The organism is Curtobacterium pusillum (genome assembly GCF_007680845.1).
Taxonomy (GTDB): domain Bacteria; phylum Actinomycetota; class Actinomycetes; order Actinomycetales; family Microbacteriaceae; genus Curtobacterium; species Curtobacterium pusillum_B.
Window position 1 is genome coordinate 260,778 of the sequence record NZ_VEIY01000002.1, and the last position, 21,327, is coordinate 282,104.

The 21,327-nt window shown below is 67.7% G+C and carries 14 protein-coding genes; 1 reads left to right on the forward strand and 13 read right to left on the reverse strand.

The genetic code is table 11. The features are described 5' to 3' along the window. The 11 genes from FS825_RS05640 to FS825_RS05690 form a co-directional block, all read right to left on the reverse strand. Positions 1 to 789 carry a hypothetical protein gene (locus tag FS825_RS05640; RefSeq protein WP_144711491.1) on the reverse strand — a complete coding sequence of 263 codons (789 nt, stop codon included), beginning with the start codon at positions 787 to 789 and terminating at the stop codon, positions 1 to 3. After that, a complete protein-coding gene (gene pilM, locus FS825_RS05645; RefSeq protein WP_144711492.1) occupies positions 786 to 1,838 on the reverse strand; it encodes a type IV pilus assembly protein PilM in 1,053 nt (350 codons plus the stop codon). Before pilM ends, FS825_RS05640 begins: the two co-directional genes overlap by 4 nt. 21 nt (positions 1,839 to 1,859) lie before the next feature. Beyond that, positions 1,860 to 2,696: a prepilin peptidase gene (locus tag FS825_RS05650; RefSeq protein ID WP_144711493.1), complete on the reverse strand. Its 837-nt coding sequence runs from the start codon at positions 2,694 to 2,696 to the stop codon at positions 1,860 to 1,862. Beyond that, the gene (locus FS825_RS05655; RefSeq protein WP_144711494.1) at positions 2,693 to 4,486 is read right to left on the reverse strand and encodes a hypothetical protein; all 1,794 of its coding nucleotides are present in this window, start codon (positions 4,484 to 4,486) and stop codon (positions 2,693 to 2,695) included. Before FS825_RS05655 ends, FS825_RS05650 begins: the two co-directional genes overlap by 4 nt. Continuing rightward, entirely contained in the window at positions 4,483 to 5,199 is a 717-nt protein-coding gene (locus FS825_RS05660) for a PulJ/GspJ family protein (RefSeq protein WP_186377087.1), read from the reverse strand. The genes FS825_RS05655 and FS825_RS05660 overlap by 4 nt, the downstream gene beginning before the upstream one ends. Before the next feature lie 11 nt (positions 5,200 to 5,210). Next, positions 5,211 to 6,605 carry a prepilin-type N-terminal cleavage/methylation domain-containing protein gene (locus FS825_RS05665; RefSeq protein WP_186377088.1) on the reverse strand — a complete coding sequence of 465 codons (1,395 nt, stop codon included), beginning with the start codon at positions 6,603 to 6,605 and terminating at the stop codon, positions 5,211 to 5,213. A gap of 87 nt (positions 6,606 to 6,692) precedes the next feature. Beyond that, positions 6,693 to 7,145, reverse strand: a complete 453-nt coding sequence (locus FS825_RS19070; RefSeq protein ID WP_144711497.1) for a type II secretion system protein — start codon at positions 7,143 to 7,145, stop codon at positions 6,693 to 6,695. Between the two features lie 196 nt (positions 7,146 to 7,341). Further along, positions 7,342 to 8,574, reverse strand: coding sequence for a type II secretion system F family protein (locus FS825_RS05675; RefSeq protein WP_144711498.1), 1,233 nt, complete (start codon positions 8,572 to 8,574; stop codon positions 7,342 to 7,344). Next, positions 8,574 to 10,223, reverse strand: coding sequence for a type IV pilus twitching motility protein PilT (locus FS825_RS05680; RefSeq protein WP_144711499.1), 1,650 nt, complete (start codon positions 10,221 to 10,223; stop codon positions 8,574 to 8,576). Before FS825_RS05680 ends, FS825_RS05675 begins: the two co-directional genes overlap by 1 nt. Before the next feature lie 16 nt (positions 10,224 to 10,239). Next, entirely contained in the window at positions 10,240 to 11,910 is a 1,671-nt protein-coding gene (locus FS825_RS05685) for a GspE/PulE family protein (protein ID WP_144711500.1), read from the reverse strand. A 163-nt stretch (positions 11,911 to 12,073) separates the two neighbouring features. After that, entirely contained in the window at positions 12,074 to 13,096 is a 1,023-nt protein-coding gene (locus tag FS825_RS05690) for a GNAT family N-acetyltransferase (protein ID WP_186377089.1), read from the reverse strand. 67 nt (positions 13,097 to 13,163) lie between these two features. Here FS825_RS05690 and FS825_RS05695 point away from each other — a divergent pair, with 67 nt between their 5' ends. After that, positions 13,164 to 13,559 (forward strand): VOC family protein, encoded by a 396-nt coding sequence (locus FS825_RS05695; RefSeq protein ID WP_144711502.1) that lies wholly within the window; start codon positions 13,164 to 13,166, stop codon positions 13,557 to 13,559. 156 nt (positions 13,560 to 13,715) lie between these two features. Here FS825_RS05695 and rpoC read toward each other — a convergent pair whose 3' ends face one another. Continuing rightward, positions 13,716 to 17,597: a DNA-directed RNA polymerase subunit beta' gene (gene rpoC, locus FS825_RS05700; RefSeq protein WP_144711503.1), complete on the reverse strand. Its 3,882-nt coding sequence runs from the start codon at positions 17,595 to 17,597 to the stop codon at positions 13,716 to 13,718. Between the two features lie 42 nt (positions 17,598 to 17,639). Continuing rightward, a complete protein-coding gene (rpoB, locus tag FS825_RS05705) occupies positions 17,640 to 21,128 on the reverse strand; it encodes a DNA-directed RNA polymerase subunit beta (protein ID WP_144711504.1) in 3,489 nt (1,162 codons plus the stop codon). Positions 21,129 to 21,327: the final 199 nt, after the last annotated feature.

Here is a 21,327-nt window from a genome sequence, read left to right on the forward strand (position 1 = left end):
TCAGTTCTCCTTCTTGGCTGCGTACTTGCCGTCGTACGCATCGGTGTTCAGGTGGATGGTGAGGTTCGTCGTGTAGCCGCCCGTCTCGTCAGCACCGAGGGTCACGGAGTTGGCGTTCGCGTCGACGAACCCGGGCACCTTCGCGAGGGATGTGATCCAGACGGGGATCGTGGGCAGTTCGGTGCTCGACGCGGTGACGGTCACGGTCGCCACGCGGGCGCCCTGGAGCGGAGCGGTCGCCTGCATGAACGACTGCAGGGGGGTCGCGCTGTCGATCTGCACGCCGGTGATGGTCACGCCTGCCGGCAGCGAGGCCTGGATGCGTTCCAGGGTCGTTCCCCAGTCGATCTCCGTGGATCCGCCCACCTCTCGACCCGCTTCGATCAGGGCGGCCTGCGCCTGGACCTGCTTGACCTCGGCGAAGCTCTGCTCCTGCTTGAGCAGCCCGACCGTCTGGTCCTGCGTCGCGCTGAGGTCCGAAGCGGCCTCGATCGAGGTCTTGTAGGCGGCTCCCGTGCCGAGCACTGCGACGAGGGCCACGAGGACCACGACCAACCACGCGCGCCGCACGACGGCGCGCTGCTTCCGGTCGACGTGGACTTCGCCGGGCAGGAGGTCCACCCGGGGCTCGTAGCCGACGATCGGGGCGCTCCGCTGGTCGCTCTTCGTGGGGACGCGGCCGGCTCGTCCGGCGGCGGGCGGTCGAGCCGCTGCCTTCTTCGTCGCCCCGACGCCGCCGAACAGCGCTCGTCGGCGTCCGTTCGTGACCTCGGTCTCCGCGCCGCTCATGCTGCTCTCCTGCCCACTGCGAGTCCGTACGCGACCGTGATGGACGAGCCTCGGTTCGCGATGTCCGCAGCGCTGATGGACTTCGTACGGGACACGCCGTCGAAGGCCGAGGCGATCGAGACCGGCACGCGCACAGCGTTGGCCAGGCCGGTCGCCAGGCCGCTGAGGTGCGCGCCGCCACCGGCGAGCACGATCTCACGCACCGGTCGGTCCGGGTGCGTGTTCACGAAGTAGTTCACCGTGTTCCGGAGACTCGTGTAGAGCTCCTCGACCGACTCGCGCACAGCGGCGGCGGCACGGTGGTCGTCCGGCGTCTGCGCGGCTGCGCCGAGCCCGAGGTGCTGCTTGACCATCTCGGCCTCGTCGACCGAGATCTCGAGCTTCGACGAGAGGGCCTTCGTCACGTCGTTCCCACCGGTCGGGATGATGCGCACGAACTGTGGGATCCCGTCCGAGAGGATCACCACCGAGGTCGTCTCCGCCCCGAGGTCCACGACCGAGATCGTCCCTGCGCCGGCGGAGCGGGTCCCCAGGACCCGGCTGAGCGCGAAGGGGATGAGGTCGACGCCGGCGGGGTTGAGCCCCGCGAGCTGCACGGCCTTGACGTTGTTCAGGACTGCGTCCTTCACGGCCGCGACCAGGAGGCCGTGGAGGACGGGTGCACCGTCCTGGACGCCTTCGGACGTCGGGTAGAAGTCGAGGATCGCGTCGCCGACCGGCACCGGGAGCATGTCCTGGACCTGGAACGGCAGAGACTCCCGGACCTGGGCGAGCGGAGCACGAGGCACCGTGAGGTCGCGGGAGAGGACGCGTTGGTTGCCCATGCCGAGCACGACGTCGCGCGAGCGGAACTTCCCGAACGACCAGAGCTGCTTGATCGCACCAGCGACGGTGTTCGGCTCGAGGACCTCGCCTCGCGACACGGACTCGTCCGGGGTGGGGACCTCGGCGAAGCGGACGACGACCGGACGGGCCTTGTCGGCGTCAGCGACCTCGACGGCGCGGATGGACCGCGCCGTGATGTCGAGGCCGACGATGTTCTTTCCCATGATGCCTGTTCCGTCCGTGCCTCAAGCGAGGCCGATGAGGGCGAGGTAGCTGTTCCAGATGCCCGCGCCGAAGAAGATGCCGATCCATGCGCCGCCCACCATCCAAGGTCCGAACGGGATCCCGCTCCGGCGGCCCGCTCGGCGGGTGACGACGAGGACGATGGCGAAGCTACCGCCGAGCAGGAACGCACCGAAAGAACCCACTGCGAGGGGTCCCCAACCGAGGTACGCGAGCGCCAGACCGATGACGCCGGCCAGCTTGACGTCCCCGAAGCCCATGCCTCCGGGCACCGCCAGCGCGAGCAGGAGGTACACGGCGGCGAGGGCGAACATCCCCGACACCCCGCGGAGGAGCGCGCCCCAGTCGCCGCTGAGCGCGCTCGCTGCCGCGAGGAGCGTGAGCATGACCGGGTAGGCCGGCAGCACGACAGCGTTCGGCAGGCGGTGCGTGTCCAGGTCGATCATCGTCAGCGCGACGCTGATCGCCATGAGGTAGAGGAAGGCCAGCACGAGCAGGATCGAAGCACTGTCCGCAGCCGGCATCGACTGGCGACCGGACACGGTCCACAGGGCCACGACGGCGAAGAGCAGACCGGTGGCGAGCTCGACGAGGGGGTACCTCGGCGAGATCGGGGTCCGGCAGTCCCGACACCGGCCACCGAGCAGCAGCCACGAGACGACCGGCACGTTGTCGAACGACCGGATCGCGCTGCCGCAGTTCGGGCAGCTGCTCCGCGGTCGGACCACGGACAGACCCGCCGGCACGCGGTGGATCACGACGTTCAGGAACGAACCGACGAGCACGCCGATCAGACCGCTGAAGCCCGCGAGGAACGAGAGCGAGGCGACGTCGGTCACGAGTTCACGCTCCCGTCGGTCTTGAACGCCGCCTTGACCTCGCCCACCGTCGTGACGCCGTAGGTGGTCGTGACAGGACTGAGGAACTTCGGCGGAGCGGTGTACTTCAGTCGTGCGTCGTACTTGTAGTCCTTGACGTACCCGTTGCTGCCGGAGGACACGATGCCGCGGAACCGCTGCGCGATCGCGCCCTTCACGGTGAGGGTGCCGCGCGATCCGCCCCGGTTGTAGTTCTGCACCTGGAACGTGTGCGCCGCGGAGATGATCGCTGCGTCGATCTCCCGGTCGGTGTCGCTCAGCATGGCGCCCGACCTGGTGCACGTCCCGAGCCCGAGGAAGCCACAGGAGTACGTCGCGCTCCCGTACGGGTTGTAGACCCACACGGCGTTGGTCGCGGTGAGTCCGAGGATGTCGGCGCTGGAGTCGACGTACTTGAGGTCCCCGGTCACGTAGAGGTAGTTCTGCGCGGCGATGGTCAGCTGCCCGTGGAAGTCACCCTTGACGAAAGCGTCGCCGTTCCGCGAACCGTAGGCGCACGGCGCCGATCCGAGGCTCGGCGTCGTCTCCCCAGACAGTGGGTACCCCACGCGGTTGTTCGTACAGCTGCTCGGGAGCGACCCGCTGGACGTGGTGTTCTTGTTCGACGAGTCGGACGGCACGTTCTGGACGTAGACGATGTTGTTGGCGGGCACCGGGAACGTCGCGCCGCCCGCTGACCCGAGCTGTCCCGACGAGTTTCCGGGCTGCCCGCACTGCGACGGGTTCGAGCCACCCGTGGCACCGTCGCCGGTCGTGTTCGTGTACTTCGTCGCCGGCGACTTCACCGTCATCGTCCCGTCCGCGTTGAACACGATGTCCGTCGGCCCGGTGTAGAGACACCCGGGCCGCGGAACCGTCGTCGGGAGGTCGGACCGGGTCTCCTGGAGCTGCTGCGAGTTCGTCGCGGGCATCCCGATCGACGACGCGAACGCCGGCTGGTTCACGCCGGTGGGGAAGACCTGGCCGGTGCAGGAGCTGTTCAACGAGTTCTTCGCCGTGTACCGCAGCGCACCTCCGGTCGGCGCGTAGGACGACGTCGGCGTCTGCGTGAACTTCGCGTCGCAGATGCGCATGGTGTCGTTCGAGTGCGCCGGTCCGTCGATGACGTCGCCACCACCGAAGGCGATCTCGTCGCAACCGCTCGTCGGACGCCCCTGGTAGGCGTACTTCGTGCACGTCGTCGCGTCATCGCCCGAGATCTGCGGGTCCTGGATCTCGAGGTCGGTGAAGTAGAGGAAGTCGATGAAGCCCTGCTGCCGGATGGATGCGACGACGGACCGGACGGCGTTGCCCACCATGCCCGTTGCGCGCACCTTGATCGTGCCGGTCGACGGGTACTGCGACGTGTTGACCTCGTAGCGGTAGTACGAGGTCGGCGTGTCGGGAGCGGTGACCGGCACCTTGGCCCAGGAGCCGCTCGCACCGACGCCGAACGCCGGGTTCGTCTTCGCCGCGGTCGGGAGCGTCACAGTGCTTCCTGTGCTGTACGTGGACGCCGGGTTCCCGTACTGGAAGTAGGTGTTGTCGTTCGACAGGCGCGCTTGGTAGTCGGCGATGCCCGCGTAGGCAGCGCTCAGCGCGGCATTGAAGTTCTGGTCAGCGTTCGCCTTCACCCGGCCAGACGTCGCGACTGACAGCGAGGTGGCGACGAAGGCCACGATCACCATGCCGAAGATGAGCGCGATCACCATCGCCAGGCCTCGGTCGTCCGAGGTCCGCGCGAGGTCGAGTCGGCGCCGGAGCCAGATCATGATGCCACCGTTCCCGTGGAGAGGAGGTTCGGGAGTCCGACTTGGTTGCTGAGGGTGACGCTGTTGTCCGCGACCGACCCGTTGTTCGACAGCCGCAGTGTGACGCCGACGGACACGATCGACTTCATCTGGGCAGCGCTGAGGGCGCCGGTCGCGTCCGGGACGAGGGCGGTGTTCGATGCGTCGTAGTACACGAACAGCGCATTCTGGCCGGACGGTGTGGTGGAGACTGCCGGTGCGAGCGTCCGCGTGCTCGGCGTGCCGGAGAACTTGTAGTAGGCGGATCCGCTCACCACGGGCTGGCCGGCGATGATCGTCTCGACGAGGCGCCGCGACGTGTCGAGCGCGAGGGTCACCTGCTCCGGGCGGGGATCCGGCCCGCTGTTCGCGATCGGTGCCGACCCGGTGAGGTCGACGGCTGTCGTGAACGTCATCGACTCCGTCTTCGCGACGGAGAAGGCCGGTGCGTCCGCCGCGTTCTGCTGCGGGTTGTTCATGGTTGCGTGCAGCAGACGCGTCATCTCGTTCATGGCGGTCGACGCCGACCGGGCGTTCGTGTCCGTCGCGTTCGCGAAGGTGGTGGCCCGGGTCATCGTCACGAAGGTGCCGGACACGACGGCGAGCACGATGGCGAAGATCATGATCGTCACGAGGAGTTCGGGCAGGCTCAGCCCGCGGTCGTCCTGACGGAGCCGTTCCGTCAACCGGGTCATCGCGGCCGTCATCATGCGGACCGAGGATCGAGCGTCACGACGTTCCCCGTTCCGGGGAACAGCGTGCCGATGAGGGAGCCGACCAGGGTGCCGACGGAGATCGGGTTGAAGTTGATCGCGTTGGAGCTCTGCGTGATCGCCCACGTCCCCCACGGCAGCGCGATGGTCATCGAGCCGTCCTTCGCAGTCGCCGTGCGGGTGAAGGTGTAGGTCATGCCCGCCGCGCACCCGGGATCCCCGTTCGCGACGGTCGTCGTGGTCGCGCGGATGGTCGTGGTCGCCGCCTTCACGTTGATCGCCACCGCTCCCAGCGGCACGGTGGGGGTCGCGCTCGTGGTGCCCGCGGGCGGGACGACCGGCGCCGGTGCCTTCCCGGTGCGGCCACCGGAACTCGTCGGCCACGCTGTGGGGTCCGTCGAGAGGCAGGAGCCTCCCGGCGTGCCGTCGGGGGCGTACTTGCCCGCGTACACGGAGTACCCGGCCGCGGTCGGGCTCAGGTACTGGTCGCTCACGGGCGCGGCGGTCTGGTACACCCCGAGCGTGCTGACGTAGGACGTCGTGAGGTTCGTCGGCAGCACTGCCGTCACACCGGACGCGTACTGGTTCTGGAAGTCCCACGCCGGGTCGTACGTGAACGCGGTCCCGCCGGAGTCGCCGGCCGCGACGGTGACCGACTTGACCGGGTTCGCCGCCTGGTTCTGGTCGCGGTACTGCCCCGAGGGCGGGCTCAGCGTGACCGTGTAGGTCCCGGGGTAGACCTTGTTCGCGACGGTGCAGCCGTCCGCGTTCGTCGCGTCCGGCTGACTGTCCGCGTCGAGCACCTGCGCCGTGTTGCCGGCGACCGAGCTGTCCGGCGCGAGGGTCGCCGTCACGTTCCCCGTCCCACCGCCGTTGATCGACTTGACCGAGATGAGGACCGTCCCGAGGGTCGGGTCGTTGATCTTGCTGGTCGGGGACAGGATCGTGTCCGCCGCGATGTTCTTCGTCGCAGACGACTGCCCCGACCAGCTGACGCGGATGTTCACGCGCCGGAAGAGCAGCGAGCCGTTCCCGGACGTCGCGCTCACGGTGCACCCGGTGTCGGTGCCGTTCGTGGTGATCCACGAGACCGTCCGGGTCACAGTGAACGGCACGTTGTCGACCGTGATGGTCGGGTAGGTCTTGTTCGACAGGCCGTTGAGGTCGTTCTGCCCGTCGACCCGCGCCACGTCGATGTACTGCTGGGCGAGGTTCGCTGCCTCGACCCGACCCCGGTTGTCCGCCGTCATGCGGAGCACGAGGGTCGTCGACGCGATCGCGCCCATGATGATGACGGTGAAGATGAGGAGTGCGATGAGGACCTCGACGAGGCTCAGTCCCTCGTCGGACCGGCGGACGCGCTGCAGCGCCCCGCGAACGGCTATCATCATCGCTCCCTCACGTGTCGTTTCGTACGGTGAGAGGGCGAGTCGAAAAGTGGTCGACTCGCCCTCTCTCGGTCAGATCAGCGCAGCTCAGCAGCCACCCGGCTTGTCGGTGGCAGCGACCGGGCCGACGACCGAACTTGAGTCGGTGACGTAGAACTTCTTCGAGTCACCGCTCGGGGCGTCAGCAGTGAGGCAGAACGCGCCACCAGCAGTCGGCGTCCCGGAGTACGCGATCGGCTTGGTCAGGTTCGCCGGGTAGCCGTACTTGCTGAGCGTGGCGCCCAGAGTCACTGCTGTGGTGGTCGAGGGGTTGTCCGTGTAGTACGCGATGACCGCGGTCTTCGCGTTCGTCAGGTCCGACTTCACGCCGGCGTCCTTCGAGCTCGACTGGATGCCCAGGTACACCGGGATCGCGATCGCCGCGAGGATGCCGATGATGATGACGACCACCAGGAGCTCGATCAGGGTGAAGCCCTTTTCGTCCTGCTCCAGCAGCCCCTTGCGGCGAGCGTCCAGCTTGCCCATGAGAGCGAAGTACATGATTGTTCCATTCGTTCGGAATGTGATCGGGAATTCTTGCGGGGCTGTGCTCTGCCGCCGGTGACAACTGTAAGGAGGGCGGATTCTGGGCATAATCCCGAGAACGGGGGTGATCGGTACAGCAAAATGCCCCCATTACCGGGGGCACGTTGCCGTCGCAGCACCCCCGGTCAGGGGGTTGCCAAGTGAATTCGGATCAGCCGGAGTGCTGGATCACCGACGAGATCTGGAAGATCGGCATGTAGAGCGCGATGATCATGCCACCCACGACCACGCCCAGGAAGGCGATGAGCAGCGGCTCGATGAGCGAGGTGAGCGACTCCGTCGTGGCAGTCACCTCTTCGTCGTAGAACTCGGCGATCTTCTCGAGCATGATTTCCATCGAGCCAGCGTCCTCGCCGACCGCGACCATTTGCGAGACCATTGTCGGGAAAACGGGTTCCTGCGCGAGTGGTTCAGCAATTGAACTGCCTTTTCGCACGGATTCCCCGACGCGTTCCAGTGCATGCTGGACGACGATGTTCCCGGACACTTCGCCCGTGATCTTCAATGCCTGGAGAATTGGTACGCCAGCGCCGATCATGTTGGAAAAGTTCCGCGAGAACCGTGCGATCACGATCTTCTTGTTGAGCTGCCCGAAGACGGGGAGCCGCAGTTTGATCGGATCGAAGAACGATCGGACGGCATCGGTGTTCTTCTTGGCACGCCACCACAGCGTGTACGCGACGATGGCCACCGCGAGCACCGGACCGACGTAGATCATCGCGTGGGAGAGGTACACGAGCATCTGGGTGGGCAAGGGGAGCTTGCCACCGAGTCCCTCGAACATCTTCTGGAAGATCGGGACGATGAAGACCAGCATGATCACGACGCTGAGGAGCGACATGATCAGGACCACCATCGGGTAGGTCATGGCGGACTTGATCGTCGTCTTGAGCTTGTGCTCCTTCTCGAAGTTCGTCGCGATCGACGCCATGGCTTGATCGAGGAACCCGCCCGTCTCGCCGGCGCGGATCATGTTGATCATGATGGGTGGGAACTCCACGGGGTACTTCGCCACCGCGTCGGAGAACGCAACGCCGCGTTCGACGTCGTCACGGACCTTCTCGAGGATCTCGCGCAGCTTCGGTGCCTGCGTCTGGTCAGCGAGGATCGAGAGCGTCCTGAGCAAGGAGAGTCCCGAGCTGAGCATCGTCGCACCCTGGCGGGCCATGATCGCGAGGTCCTTGAGCTTGACGCCCTTCTCGAACCCCGGGATGCGGATCTCCTTCTGGAGGCCGGTGCCGGGGAGTGCCTCCTGCAGCGAGATCGGCGAGATGCCCATCGTCCGCAGGCGCGCCACTGCGGCTCCCTCGGAAGCAGCGTCCAGCTTGCCCTTGACGAGCTTGCCCGCGCCGTCACGCCCCCGGTAGTCGTAGGCGAGGGACATCAGTGACCTCCTGAGTACTTGTCGCCGAAGTCGATCTCGGACGCGGCGATGGCGGCGGCCGACGAGTCGGACGGCGACTCGACCCGCTGCACGAGCCGGTCGAAGCCCTCGATGTCGTGCACCTTCTCCATCGCCGCAGCGCGCGTGACGGTTCCGACGTTCACGAGTTCGGCGAGGTCCTGGTCCATCGTGTGCATGCCGGCGTCGCGGCCGGCCTGCATCGCGGAGGTGATCTGGTACGTCTTGCCCTCGCGCACGAGGTTCGCGATCGCCGGCGTGGTCTTCATGATCTCGGTCGCGACGACCCGACCGGAACCGTTCGCCTTCGGCACGAGCGTCTGGCAGACGACACCTTCGAGCGTGCTGGCGAGCTGCGTCCGGATCTGCCCCTGCTGGTGCGGCGGGAACACGTCGATGACACGGTCGATCGTGCCCGGTGCGCTCTGCGTGTGCAGGGTGGCGAACACGAGGTGGCCGGTCTCGGCGGCGGTCAGCGCGACGGAGATGGTCTCGAGGTCACGGAGCTCGCCGATCAGGATGACGTCGGGGTCCTGCCGCAGCACGTGCTTGAGCGCGGCGGCGAAGGAGTGGGTGTCGGCACCGACCTCGCGCTGGTTGATGATCGCCTTCTTGTGGTCGTGCATGAACTCGATCGGGTCCTCGACCGTCACGATGTGGTCGGCACGGGTCTCGTTGACGAGGTCGATGAGGGCGGCGAGGGTGGTGGACTTGCCGGAGCCGGTGGGGCCGGTGACGAGCACGAGCCCGCGCGGGAGCTTCGCGAACTCGCCGACGTGGGCCGGGATGCCGAGCTGCTTGAGGGTCTTGATCTTGGTGGGGATGATGCGGAACGCCGCGCCCCAGTTGCCGCGCTGCTGGTAGTAGTTCACGCGGAACCGGTACTCCGGCGACAGCGAGTACGCGAAGTCGAGTTCCTGCTCGTGGTCGAACTGTCCGGCCTGTTCCACGGAGAGCAGGGTCTTCAGGGCCGCGATCACCTTGTTGCGTGCCCAGGGCCCGCCGGGGACGGCGGGCCGGAGCGATCCGTCCACACGGACGGTCGGTGCGGCGTCGGCGGTGAGGTGCAGGTCGGACGCGCCCTGGTAGACCACCTGCGCGAGCGCGGTGATGAGGTCGGGGTCGGCGACCTCACGAGCGTGCCGGGTGAAGTTGATCTCGTCGTGTCCGACGGGCGCCGGCGCGTGGGTGGCGGCGGGGACGGACTGGAGGATCGTGGTCGGTTCCGCGGGGACGACCGGCAGGTGCTGGGTCACGGCGTCGGCGTACCCGTAGGACGCGGTCGACGACGGGACGGCTGCGGACGGCGTCGCGGGCGCAGCCTGCGGCTGCGCGACGGGCACGGCGACCGGGTCGCCGCTCGGCGCGGGCCACGCTGCCGCGGGCGCCGTGCCGACCGGTGACTGCGCGGTCGGAGCCGGCCACGCGGTGGTGTCGCTCGAGAGGTCGTAGACCGCAGCGGCCGAGGCGGGCGCCACCCGCGCCTCCGCGGCCGGTGCCGTGGACTGCTCGGCTGCCGCAGCGAGTCGTGCTGCACGGCGGCCACCGACCTCGGCGCCCGGGCGTCCTGGGTGCCACCCGGCGACGGGCTCGTCCCCGGGGACGGTGATGTCGTAGACGGAATCGGTCATCGTGCCACTCCCACGCCTACGCGACCACGCGCAGGATCTCGTCGATGCTCGTCATGCCGAGCTTGACCTTCTCCCACCCGTCCTGACGGAGGGTGAGCATGCCTTGTTCCTGGGCGACGCGGCCGATCTCGGCACTCGACGCGCGTGCGACGGCGAGCCGTTCGATCTCCTCGGTGACGGTCATCACCTCGTGCAGGGCGATGCGACCGCGGTACCCGGTGTTCGAGCACACCGCGCAGCCGATCGGGGCGGAGAACTCCGGGATGTCGGCGTCCGCGTCGTCGATGAAGCCGAGCGCGAGCAGTTGCGACCGCTCGTACACCGCGGGGGCCTTGCAGCGGTCGCAGAGCCGGCGGGCGAGACGCTGGGCGACGACGGAGTCGAGCGCGGAGCCGACCAGGAACGGCTCGATGTCCATCTCGGTCAGGCGCACCACGGCCGACGGAGCGTCGTTCGTGTGCAGGGTCGAGAGCACGAGGTGGCCGGTGAGTGATGCTTCGATCGCGATCTGCGCGGTCTCGTGGTCGCGGATCTCGCCGAGCAGCACCACGTCAGGGTCGGACCGGAGGATCGACCGCAGCGCGGAGGCGAAGGTCAGGCCGGCCTTCGGGTTGACCTGCACCTGGTTGATGCCGGCCATCCGGTACTCGACCGGGTCCTCGACGGTGATGACGTTGATCTCGGGCTTCGCGACGGCGTTGAGCGTCGTGTACAGCGTGGTCGACTTGCCGGAGCCCGTCGGGCCGGTGACGAGGATCATGCCGTACGGCTTCGAGTAGGAGCGCTGGTACGCCTGGAAGTTCTGCTCGAGCAGGTTGAGGTCCTTGAGGGACATCGACGTGTTCGTGTTGTCGAGGATCCGCATGACGACCTTCTCGCCCCACACGGTGGGGAGCGTCGCGACGCGGAGGTCGATCTGCCGGCCGCCGTGGCGCACCGACATGCGGCCGTCCTGCGGCTTCCGACGCTCGGCGATGTCGATGTCGCTCATGATCTTCAGGCGGCTGATGACGCCGTTCTGGATGTTCTTCGGCGCCGGGGCCATCTCGTGCAGCACACCGTCGATCCGGTACCGGACCCGGACCTCGTGCTCCCCCGGCTCGATGTGGATGTCGGACGCGTGGTCCTGGATCGCCTGCGAGACGAGGAGGTTGACGAACCGGACGATCGGGACGTCGTCGAGGGAACCGTCGGTCAGGTCGACCTGCTGCTGCGCCTGTGCCGATGCTTCTTCCTCGAGCGACGACGTCAGGTCGTTCAACTCGTCGTCGGCGCGGAGGTAGCGGTCGAGGGCGGCGGCGAGGTCACGCTCGTCCACCTGCAGGGGCTTCACGGGGCGGCCGGACGCGGTGCGGGCGTCGTCGATCGCGAGCACGTTCGTCGGGTTCACCATGGCGAGCACGAGGGTCTCGCCCTCGAACCCGACGCCGAGGACCCCGTGCCGACGGCAGAGCGCCGCGGGCAGCATCGACACCGCGGTGCCGTCGACGGGGTAGTCGGTGAGCGGGACCGTCTTCGAGTTGTTCGACGCGGCACGCGCGGTGATGTACTGGGCCTCGCTGACGAGGCCCTGGTCGACGAGCGATCGGATCGACCGGTCGTCGATCTCCTCGTCGCCGGTCATCGAGTCGAGGTGCTCGATCGGCAGGGCTCCGTTGAGGATGAGGATCTCGGACAGCGTGGCCATGTGCTGCAGAGCCTCCTTCGGGTCGCGCGCGGGTCGTCGGGACGAGCGCCGCAGGGGTTCGACGCCCGACCACGCTACGTCCGCGCAGAACGGCCACCGCAGTCCCACTACGAGGGGTCGAGGGGGTGTCGCGTGGCCCCAGTGCAGGGGGACCCGGCCCTGGTCAGAGGGGTGTGGAGGCGGTGACGTGGACCTCGCCGGCGACGAACCCGAGGCGCTCGTAGATCCGGCCGGCACCGCTCGGGTTCTCGGCGTCGACGTGGAGCACGGCGGCGGAGAGGCCGTCGTCGCGGATCGCCTGGAGGACGGCGTCGGTGACGATCGGCGCGAGCCCACGACCGCGGGCGGCACGCTCGACGCCGATCCAATGCACGTACCCGTACGAGCGGCCGCGCGCGGCGAAGCCGTCCGGGTCCACCTCGACGATCCCGAACGCCGCGATCGCACCGTCGGCGTCCAGCACCACGCGGGAGAGGTCGAGTCGACTCTTCGACGCCGTGAGGAAGCCGCGCCAGTCGGACTCCACCATCGGCTGCGAACCCCAGTGGTCGCGGAACGCGTCGTTCTTGGCGACGCGGAGGGGCTCGATGTCGTCCGCAGTCGCAGCCCGCGCGGCGAACCCGTCCGGCAGGGGCGGCACGTCCGACCGATCGTGCTCGCCGAACACCGCCTCCATCTCGACCCAGTTCCGGGTCGGCTCGAACCCGAACCGCGCCGCCAGCCGGAGCGCACCCGCAGCCTGCGGGGCACCGACCTCGATCGTGGCGGGCAGGTCGACGTCGAGCGTCGCCAGTCGCTGTCGGCCACGTCCGATCTGCCACACCAGCACTCGCCGCCCGATCCCGCGGTCACGGAGATCAGGGTGCACGGCCCCGTCGAGCACCACGCGCGCAGCGGTGACCCGGGAGGGGACGTCGATGACGATGCCGTAGGCCTGCACATGCCCCTCAGCATCGACGCCCACCACGACGTCCCGCTCGACGTCGAGCCCTTCCGTGGAGAACGTCCGCTCGAAGTCGGCTGTGGAAGGATGCGCGTGCGGGTCGTCGACCGCCGCGGCCGCGACGGCGACCGCGTGCACCGCGTCGAGGTCCCCCCGCGTCCCCGCACGGAACGTCAGTCCGCCGGTCGGGGCCGGGAGTTCGAGGTGGGCAGGGACCGTGATCCGTTCGCGCAGCGTCGCCATCCCCCAAGCCTGCCCTGCTCCGGCGAAAGTGCTCGACGCGGACGTGCACTGCGGGACATGATGAGTCATGGAGATCACGAGCGTGACCGTCGGGTTGCCCGTCAGCGACATCGAGGCGTCCTGCCTCTGGTACGGCGCCGTGTTCGAACGCACCGAACCGGACCTCGAGCCCGACGACGGCGTCGCCGAGTACGAGGTCGGCGGGATCTGGATCCAGCTCTACGAGGACGAGTCCGCCGAGGACAACCCCGTGAGCGTCCGCTTCGGCGTCGACGACGTCGCCGCGCAGCACGCCCGGATCGGGGCGCTCGGCATCGACATCGGGCCGGTCGAGTGCGTCGACGGCGCGGTGGACTGGTTCGACGTCCGCGACCCCGACGGCAACGTCCTCAGCCTGTTCTCCCTGGTCGACGACACCGGCCGCGGCTCCGGCCGCGGCAACGGGGCGGGCCGCGCCGTCTGAGCCGCACTGCGGCTCCGCACCCACCTGACGGGACGGGAGGCACGCTGCCCACCCGCACCGCGCCTCCCGTCCGCCAGACGGTCGCGAACGCGACCCGCACAACGGGAACGGCCCCCGCATCCGAGGATGCGGGGGCCGTTCCGGTGGAGCTCAGGCTCAGTTGTACGTCCCGGGCGTGAAGTCGTCCGACGAGAAGCTGTCGAAGTCGACGAAGCTCAGGTCGGCGTCCGAGAACGACGAGTCGTCCGCGAAGATGCGGTTGGGGTACCGCTCTGCCTTCGCTTCTTCCGTCGCGTTCACGTCCACGTCGCGGTAGCGGCTGAGGCCCGTCCCGGCGGGGATGAGCTTACCGATGATGACGTTCTCCTTGAGGCCGACGAGGTGGTCCTGCTTGCCTTCCATGGCCGCCTGCGTGAGCACGCGGGTGGTCTCCTGGAAGGAAGCGGCGGACAGCCACGACTCGGTCGCGAGGGACGCCTTGGTGATGCCCATGACCTCCTGGCGAGCGGAAGCGGTCTTGCGACCCTCCTGCAGTGCCGCACGGTTGAGCGCGTTGTAGCGCGACCGGTCGACGAGCTCGCCGGGGAGCAGGTCGGTGTCGCCGTGGTCGACGACGGTGACCTTGCGGAGCATCTGGCGCACGATGACCTCGATGTGCTTGTCGTGGATCGGCACGCCCTGCGAGCCGTACACGTCCTGCACACCGTTGACGAGGTGCTTCTGGACCTCACGGACACCCTTGACGCGGAGGACTTCCTTCGGGTCGACGGTGCCGGCGATGAACTGCTCGCCGAGCTCGACGTGCTGGCCGTCCTCGATGAGGAGGGTCGCACGCTTGAGCACCGGGTAGATGAACGGCTCGTCGCCGTTGTCCGGCGTGAGGATGATGCGACGCCCCTTGTCGGTGTCCTCGATCGTGACGCGGCCGGGGGCCTCGGCGATCGGGGACGCACCCTTCGGGGTCCGCGCCTCGAACAGCTCGGTGACACGCGGCAGACCCTGGGTGATGTCGTCGGCCGAGGCCGAACCACCCGTGTGGAAGGTACGCATCGTCAGCTGGGTACCGGGCTCACCGATGGACTGGGCGGCGATGATGCCGACCGCCTCGCCGATGTCGACGAGGTTGCCCGTGGCGAGCGAACGGCCGTAGCACTTCGCGCAGACACCGACGGCGGACTCGCAGGTGAGGACCGAGCGCACCTTGATGCTCTCGACACCGGCCGCGAGCAGCTTGTCGATGAGGACGTCACCGACATCCTCGCCGGCCTCGGCGACCACGGTGCCCGAGGCGTCGACGGCCTCGGTCGCGAGGGTGCGCGAGTACACGGTGTTCTCGACGCGCGGGTCCCGGACGAGCTTGCCGTCCGCCCCGACCGTCGCGATCGGCAGCTCGAGGCCACGGGTGGTCCCGCAGTCGTCCTCGCGGATGATGACGTCCTGCGACACGTCCACGAGACGACGGGTGAGGTACCCGGAGTCCGCGGTCCGGAGCGCGGTGTCGGCAAGACCCTTGCGAGCACCGTGGGTGGCGATGAAGTACTCCGCCACGGTCAGGCCCTCGCGGTACGAGTTGATGATCGGGCGGGCGATGATCTCGCCCTTCGGGTTGTTCACCAGACCACGCATACCGGCGATGTTGCGGACCTGCAGCCAGTTACCACGAGCACCCGACGACACCATGCGGTTGATGGTGTTGTCGACCGGGAAGTTGTCGCGCATCTCCTGCGCGATCTCGTTCGTGGCCTCGGTCCAGATCTTGATCAGGTCGGCGCGACGTTCCGCGTCGGTGATCAGACCCTTGTCGAACTCGCCCTGGACCTTGGCCGCCTGGACCTCGTAGCCCGCGATGATCTCCTTCTTGCGAGGAGGCGTCACGACGTCCGAGAGCGCGACGGTCACACCGGAGCGCGTGCCCCAGTAGAAACCGGCGTCCTTGATCCGGTCCAGCGCAGCGGCCGTCTCGGTCTTGGAGTAGCGCTCGGCGAGGTCGTTCACGATCGCGGAGAGCGTGCCCTTGTCGGTGACCCGCTGGACGAACGGGTAGTCCGCCGGCAGGGTCTCGTTGAAGAGCGCACGGCCCAGCGTGGTCTCGAGGAGGATCGTCTGACCGACCTCGTAGCCCTCGGGGGCTTCGCCCTCGGCGAAGTGGACACCCGTCATGCGGATCTTCACCAGCGCATTGAGGTGCAGCGTGTTCTGGTCCTTCGCGAGGATGGCCTCGGCGACGGAGGAGAACGCACGACCCTCACCCACGGCGCCCTCGCGGACGGTCGTGAGGTGGTGCAGACCGATGATCATGTCCTGTGCGGGCAGGGTCACCGGACGGCCGTCGGACGGCTTGAGGATGTTGTTCGAGGCGAGCATCAGGATGCGGGCCTCGGCCTGGGCCTCGACCGACAGCGGCAGGTGCACGGCCATCTGGTCACCGTCGAAGTCCGCGTTGAACGCAGCACAGACGAGCGGGTGGAGCTGGATGGCCTTGCCCTCGACGAGCTGCGGCTCGAACGCCTGGATGCCCAGACGGTGCAGCGTCGGCGCACGGTTCAGCAGCACGGGGCGCTCGCGGATGATCTCCTCGAGCACGTCCCACACCTGCGGACGCGAACGCTCGACCATGCGCTTGGCCGACTTGATGTTCTGCGCGTGCGACAGGTCGATGAGGCGCTTGATGACGAACGGCTTGAAGAGCTCCAGCGCCATCTGCTTGGGCAGACCGCACTGGTGCAGCTTCAGCTGCGGGCCGACGATGATGACCGAACGGCCCGAGTAGTCGACGCGCTTGCCGAGCAGGTTCTGGCGGAAACGACCCTGCTTGCCCTTGAGCATGTCGCTCAGGGACTTGAGGGCACGGTTGCCGGTACCCGTGACCGGGCGACCACGACGACCGTTGTCGAACAGCGCGTCGACCGCTTCCTGCAGCATGCGCTTCTCGTTGTTCACGATGATCTCGGGGGCACCGAGGTCGAGCAGGCGGCGGAGACGGTTGTTGCGGTTGATCACACGACGGTAGAGGTCGTTGAGGTCACTCGTGGCGAAGCGGCCACCGTCGAGCTGCACCATCGGGCGGAGCTCCGGCGGGATGACCGGTACGACGCCGAGCACCATCGCGGCCGGCGAGTTGCCGGTGGCGAGGAAGGAGCTGACGACGCGCAGACGCTTGATCGCGCGGATCTTCTTCTGGCCCTTGCCCTCGGCGATCTGCAGGCGCAGCGCCTCGGCCTCGGCGGCCAGGTCGAACGCCTCGAGCCGCAGCTTGATCGCCTCGGCGCCCATGTAGGCGTCGAAGTAGATCCCGAAGCGGTCCTGGAGCTCGTGGAAGACGGCGTCCTCGGGCTTGAGGTCGCCCACCTTGAGGTTGCGGAAGTCCTCCCACACGCGCTCGAGACGGGTGATGTCCTCGTCGAACGACTTGCGGACCTGGGACATCTCCTTCTCGGCGGTGTCCTTGGTGCGGCGCTTGACGTCGGCCTTGGCGCCTTCTTCCTCGAGCGCTGCGAGGTCGTCCTCGAGCTTCTTGAGGCGGTCGGCGATGATCGAGTCGCGCTGACCCTCGAGCGTCTTGATCTCGAGGCGCATCTCGTTCTCGAGACCCGGCATGTCCGCGTGGCGGCCCTCTTCATCGATGTCGATGATCATGTACGCCGCGAAGTAGATGACCTTCTCGAGGTCCTTCGGCGCCATGTCGAGGAGGTACCCGAGGCGCGACGGGACGCCCTTGAAGTACCAGATGTGCGTGACGGGCGCGGCGAGCTCGATGTGGCCCATGCGCTCACGGCGGACCGAGGACTTGGTGACCTCGACGCCGCAGCGCTCGCAGACGATGCCCTTGAACCGGACACGCTTGTACTTGCCGCAGGCGCACTCCCAGTCCCGGGACGGACCGAAGATCTGCTCGCCGAACAGACCGTCCTTCTCGGGCTTCAGGGTGCGGTAGTTGATGGTCTCCGGCTTCTTGACCTCGCCGTACGACCACTGGCGGATGTCCTCGGCCGTGGCGAGGCCGATCCGCAGTGCGTCAAATGAAGTTGCTTCGAGCAATGTTCTTCTCTCTAGCTGGGTTCGTTACGAGTACGGGCGGGATCAGATGTCGTCGACGGACGACGACTCGAACCGCGAGGAGATGTTGATGCCGAGCTCTTCAGCGGCACGGAAGACCTCGTCGTCCGTGTCGCGGAGGCTGACCGCCTGGCCGTCGGCCGAGAGGACCTCGACGTTCAGGCAGAGCGACTGCATCTCCTTCATGAGGACCTTGAACGACTCCGGGATGCCCGGCTCCTGGATGTTCTCGCCCTTGACGATCGCCTCGTAGACCTTCACGCGGCCGAGGATGTCGTCGGACTTGATCGTCAGGAGCTCCTGGAGGGCGTAGGCGGCGCCGTACGCCTCGAGCGCCCAGACCTCCATCTCACCGAAGCGCTGGCCACCGAACTGCGCCTTCCCACCCAGCGGCTGCTGCGTGATCATCGAGTACGGACCGGTCGAACGGGCGTGGATCTTGTCGTCGACCAGGTGGTGCAGCTTGAGGATGTACATGTAGCCGACCGAGACGGGCTCCGGGAACGGCTCGCCGGAGCGGCCGTCGAAGAGCTGTGCCTTGCCGGACGAACCGATCAGGCGCTCGCCGTCGCGGTTCGGGAGCGTGGAGTCGAGGAGGCCCTCGATCTCGCGCTCGTACGCACCGTCGAACACCGGGGTCGCGACCTTCGTGCCCGGAGCGGCGCTGTGCGCTGCCTCGGGGAGGGCCGATGCCCACTCCTGGATGCCGTCGACGTTCCAGCCCTGCTTCGCGAGCCAGCCGAGGTGGATCTCGAGGACCTGGCCGAAGTTCATGCGACCGGGGACGCCGAGCGGGTTGAGCACGATGTCGACCGGGGTGCCGTCCGCGAGGAACGGCATGTCCTCGACCGGCAGGATCGTCGAGATGACGCCCTTGTTGCCGTGACGACCGGCGAGCTTGTCACCCGCGGTGATCTTGCGCTTCTGGGCGATGTAGACGACCACGCGCTGGTTGACACCAGAGCCGAGCTCGTCGTCGCCGTCCTGCGAGTCGAACACCTTGACGCCGATGATCGTGCCCTCTTCACCGTGGGGCACCTTGAGCGAGGTGTCGCGGACTTCGCGCGACTTCTCGTTGAAGATGGCGCGGAGGAGGCGCTCTTCGGCGCTGAGCTCGGTCTCGCCCTTCGGCGTGACCTTGCCGACCAGGATGTCGCCGGGGCGGACCTCGGCACCGATCCGGATGATGCCGCGCTCGTCGAGGTCGGCCAGGAGGTCCGGGCTGACGTTCGGGAGGTCGCGGGTGATCTCTTCCTTGCCGAGCTTCGTGTCGCGGGCGTCGACCTCGTACTCCTCGATGTGGATCGAGGAGAGCGTGTCGTCCTTCACGAGGTTCTGCGACAGGATCATCGCGTCCTCGTAGTTGTAGCCCTCCCACGGCATGAACGCGACGAGGAGGTTCTTGCCGAGCGCGAGCTCGCCGTTCTCCGTCGCGGGGCCGTCGGCGATGACCTCGCCCTGCTCCACGCGCTCGCCGGCCGAGACGACCACGCGGTGGTTGTAGCTCGTGCCCTGGTTCGAGCGGTCGAACTTGCGCAGGTAGTAGGTCTGCGTCCCGCCCTCGTCGAGCTGCAGGGTCACGGCGTCGGCCGAGACCTCGGAGACGACACCCGCCTTGTCGGCGGTGACGACGTCACCGGCGTCGATGGCGGTGTAGCCCTCCATGCCGGTACCGACGAGCGGCGACTCGGAGCGGAGGAGCGGCACGGCCTGGCGCTGCATGTTCGCACCCATGAGGGCGCGGTTCGCGTCGTCGTGCTCGAGGAACGGGATGAGCGACGTCGCGACCGACACCATCTGGCGCGGGGAGACGTCCATGTAGTCGACCTCGTCCTTGCCGACGAGCTCGACCTCGCCGCCCTTCTTCCGGACGAGCACCTTGTCGTCCTGGAAGTGGAAGGAGTCGGTGAGCGGGGCGTTCGCCTGCGCGACGACGAAGTCGTCCTCTTCCGAGGCCGTGAGGTAGTCGATGGTCGTGGTGACCTGACCGTTCACGACGCGGCGGTACGGCGTCTCGATGAAGCCGAAGGAGTTGATCCGACCGAACGACGCGAGCGAACCGATCAGGCCGATGTTCGGGCCTTCCGGGGTCTCGATCGGGCACATGCGGCCGTAGTGCGACGGGTGGACGTCACGGACCTCGACGCCGGCGCGCTCACGGGACAGACCACCCGGGCCGAGGGCCGAGAGACGCCGCTTGTGCGTCAGGCCCGCGAGCGGGTTGTTCTGGTCCATGAACTGCGACAGCTGGCTGGTTCCGAAGAACTCCTTGATCGCAGCGACGACCGGACGCACGTTGATGAGCGTCTGGGGCGTGATCGCCTCGATGTCCTGCGTGGTCATGCGCTCGCGGACGACGCGCTCCATGCGGGACAGGCCCGTGCGGACCTGGTTCTGGATGAGCTCGCCGACGGCGCGGATGCGACGGTTGCCGAAGTGGTCGATGTCGTCCACGTCGAGGCGCAGCTGCACCGGCTCGCCGTCACGGACGCCGTTGAGCGTCGTGTTCTCGGCGTGCAGGGAGACCAGGTACTTGATCGTGCGGACGATGTCCTGCACGGTCAGGACCGAGTCGCTGAGCGGCGCGTCGATGCCGAGCTTGCGGTTGACCTTGTAGCGACCGACCTTGGCGAGGTCGTAGCGCTTCGGGTTGAAGTAGAAGTTGTCGAGGAGCGCACGCGCGGCCTCGGCGGCGACCTGCTCGCCCGGACGCAGCTTGCGGTAGATGTCCTTGAGCGCCTCTTCCTTGGTGAGGATGGCGTCCTTCTCGAGGGTCGACTCGATCGAGGCGAAGCCCTGGAACTCCTCGAGGATCTCCTCGCTCGTCATGCCGAGCGCCTTGAGGAAGACCGTCACGGACTGCTTGCGCTTGCGGTCGATGCGCACGCCCACCTGGTCGCGCTTGTCGATCTCGAACTCGAGCCAGGCACCGCGCGACGGGATCACGCGAGCGGAGTAGATGTCCTTGTCGGACGTCTTCTCCTGCTGGCGCTCGAAGTACACGCCCGGCGAGCGGACGAGCTGCGAGACGACGACACGCTCGGTGCCGTTGATGATGAACGTGCCGCGCTCGGTCATGAGCGGGAAGTCGCCCATGAACACGGTCTGCGTCTTGATCTCACCGGTCATGTGGTTCATGAACTCGGCGTTGACGTAGAGCGGGGCGGCGTAGGTCTTGCCACGCTCCTTGCACTCGTCGATCGAGTACTTCGGGTCCTCGAGCTCGGGCGACGTGAAGCCGAGCTGCATGGTCTCGCCGAGGTCCTCGATCGGGGAGATCTCCTCGAAGATCTCCTCGAGCCCGGAGTGCAGCGCGAGGTCGGTGCGACCCTGCTCCTGCCCTTCGGCCAGGCGGGCCTTCCAGACGTCGTTGCCGACGAGCCAGTCGAAGCTCTCCGTCTGGAGCGCGAGCAGATCGGGAACCGTGAGGGTGTCCGTGATCTTGGCGAACGAGAGTCGCGAGTGGTTGCGACCGTTCTTGGGGTTGGTGGATGCGTTGGGCGCAGCAGCCAAGGGTGTGACCTCCGGTAGGCCCCGTCGGGCCGGTACTGACGAGCAGCACGTAGGTGAGTGGATTGACGCTTCGGCGCACCCTCGAAGACACGCGATCACGTGACGGCGGGTGAGCTGTGCACGTGTGCGATGATCGGGGTGAGCGGGACCCGCCGACATATACGGGACCGGCACCACCAGGGCTCGTTCGAGAAGAACG

Bases quoted from the DNA above. Each gene is read 5' to 3' on its own strand.
- FS825_RS05640 (WP_144711491.1), bottom strand. From the start codon at position 789: ATGAGCGGCGCGGAGACCGAGGTCACGAACGGACGCCGACGAGCGCTG.
- pilM (WP_144711492.1), bottom strand. From the start codon at position 1,838: ATGGGAAAGAACATCGTCGGCCTCGACATCACGGCGCGGTCCATCCGC.
- FS825_RS05655 (WP_144711494.1), bottom strand. From the start codon at position 4,486: ATGATCTGGCTCCGGCGCCGACTCGACCTCGCGCGGACCTCGGACGAC.
- FS825_RS05660 (WP_186377087.1), bottom strand. From the start codon at position 5,199: ATGACCCGGTTGACGGAACGGCTCCGTCAGGACGACCGCGGGCTGAGC.
- FS825_RS05665 (WP_186377088.1), bottom strand. From the start codon at position 6,605: ATGATAGCCGTTCGCGGGGCGCTGCAGCGCGTCCGCCGGTCCGACGAG.
- FS825_RS19070 (WP_144711497.1), bottom strand. From the start codon at position 7,145: ATGTACTTCGCTCTCATGGGCAAGCTGGACGCTCGCCGCAAGGGGCTG.
- FS825_RS05675 (WP_144711498.1), bottom strand. From the start codon at position 8,574: ATGTCCCTCGCCTACGACTACCGGGGGCGTGACGGCGCGGGCAAGCTC.
- FS825_RS05680 (WP_144711499.1), bottom strand. From the start codon at position 10,223: ATGACCGATTCCGTCTACGACATCACCGTCCCCGGGGACGAGCCCGTC.
- FS825_RS05685 (WP_144711500.1), bottom strand. From the start codon at position 11,910: ATGGCCACGCTGTCCGAGATCCTCATCCTCAACGGAGCCCTGCCGATC.
- FS825_RS05690 (WP_186377089.1), bottom strand. From the start codon at position 13,096: ATGGCGACGCTGCGCGAACGGATCACGGTCCCTGCCCACCTCGAACTC.
- FS825_RS05695 (WP_144711502.1), top strand. From the start codon at position 13,164: ATGGAGATCACGAGCGTGACCGTCGGGTTGCCCGTCAGCGACATCGAG.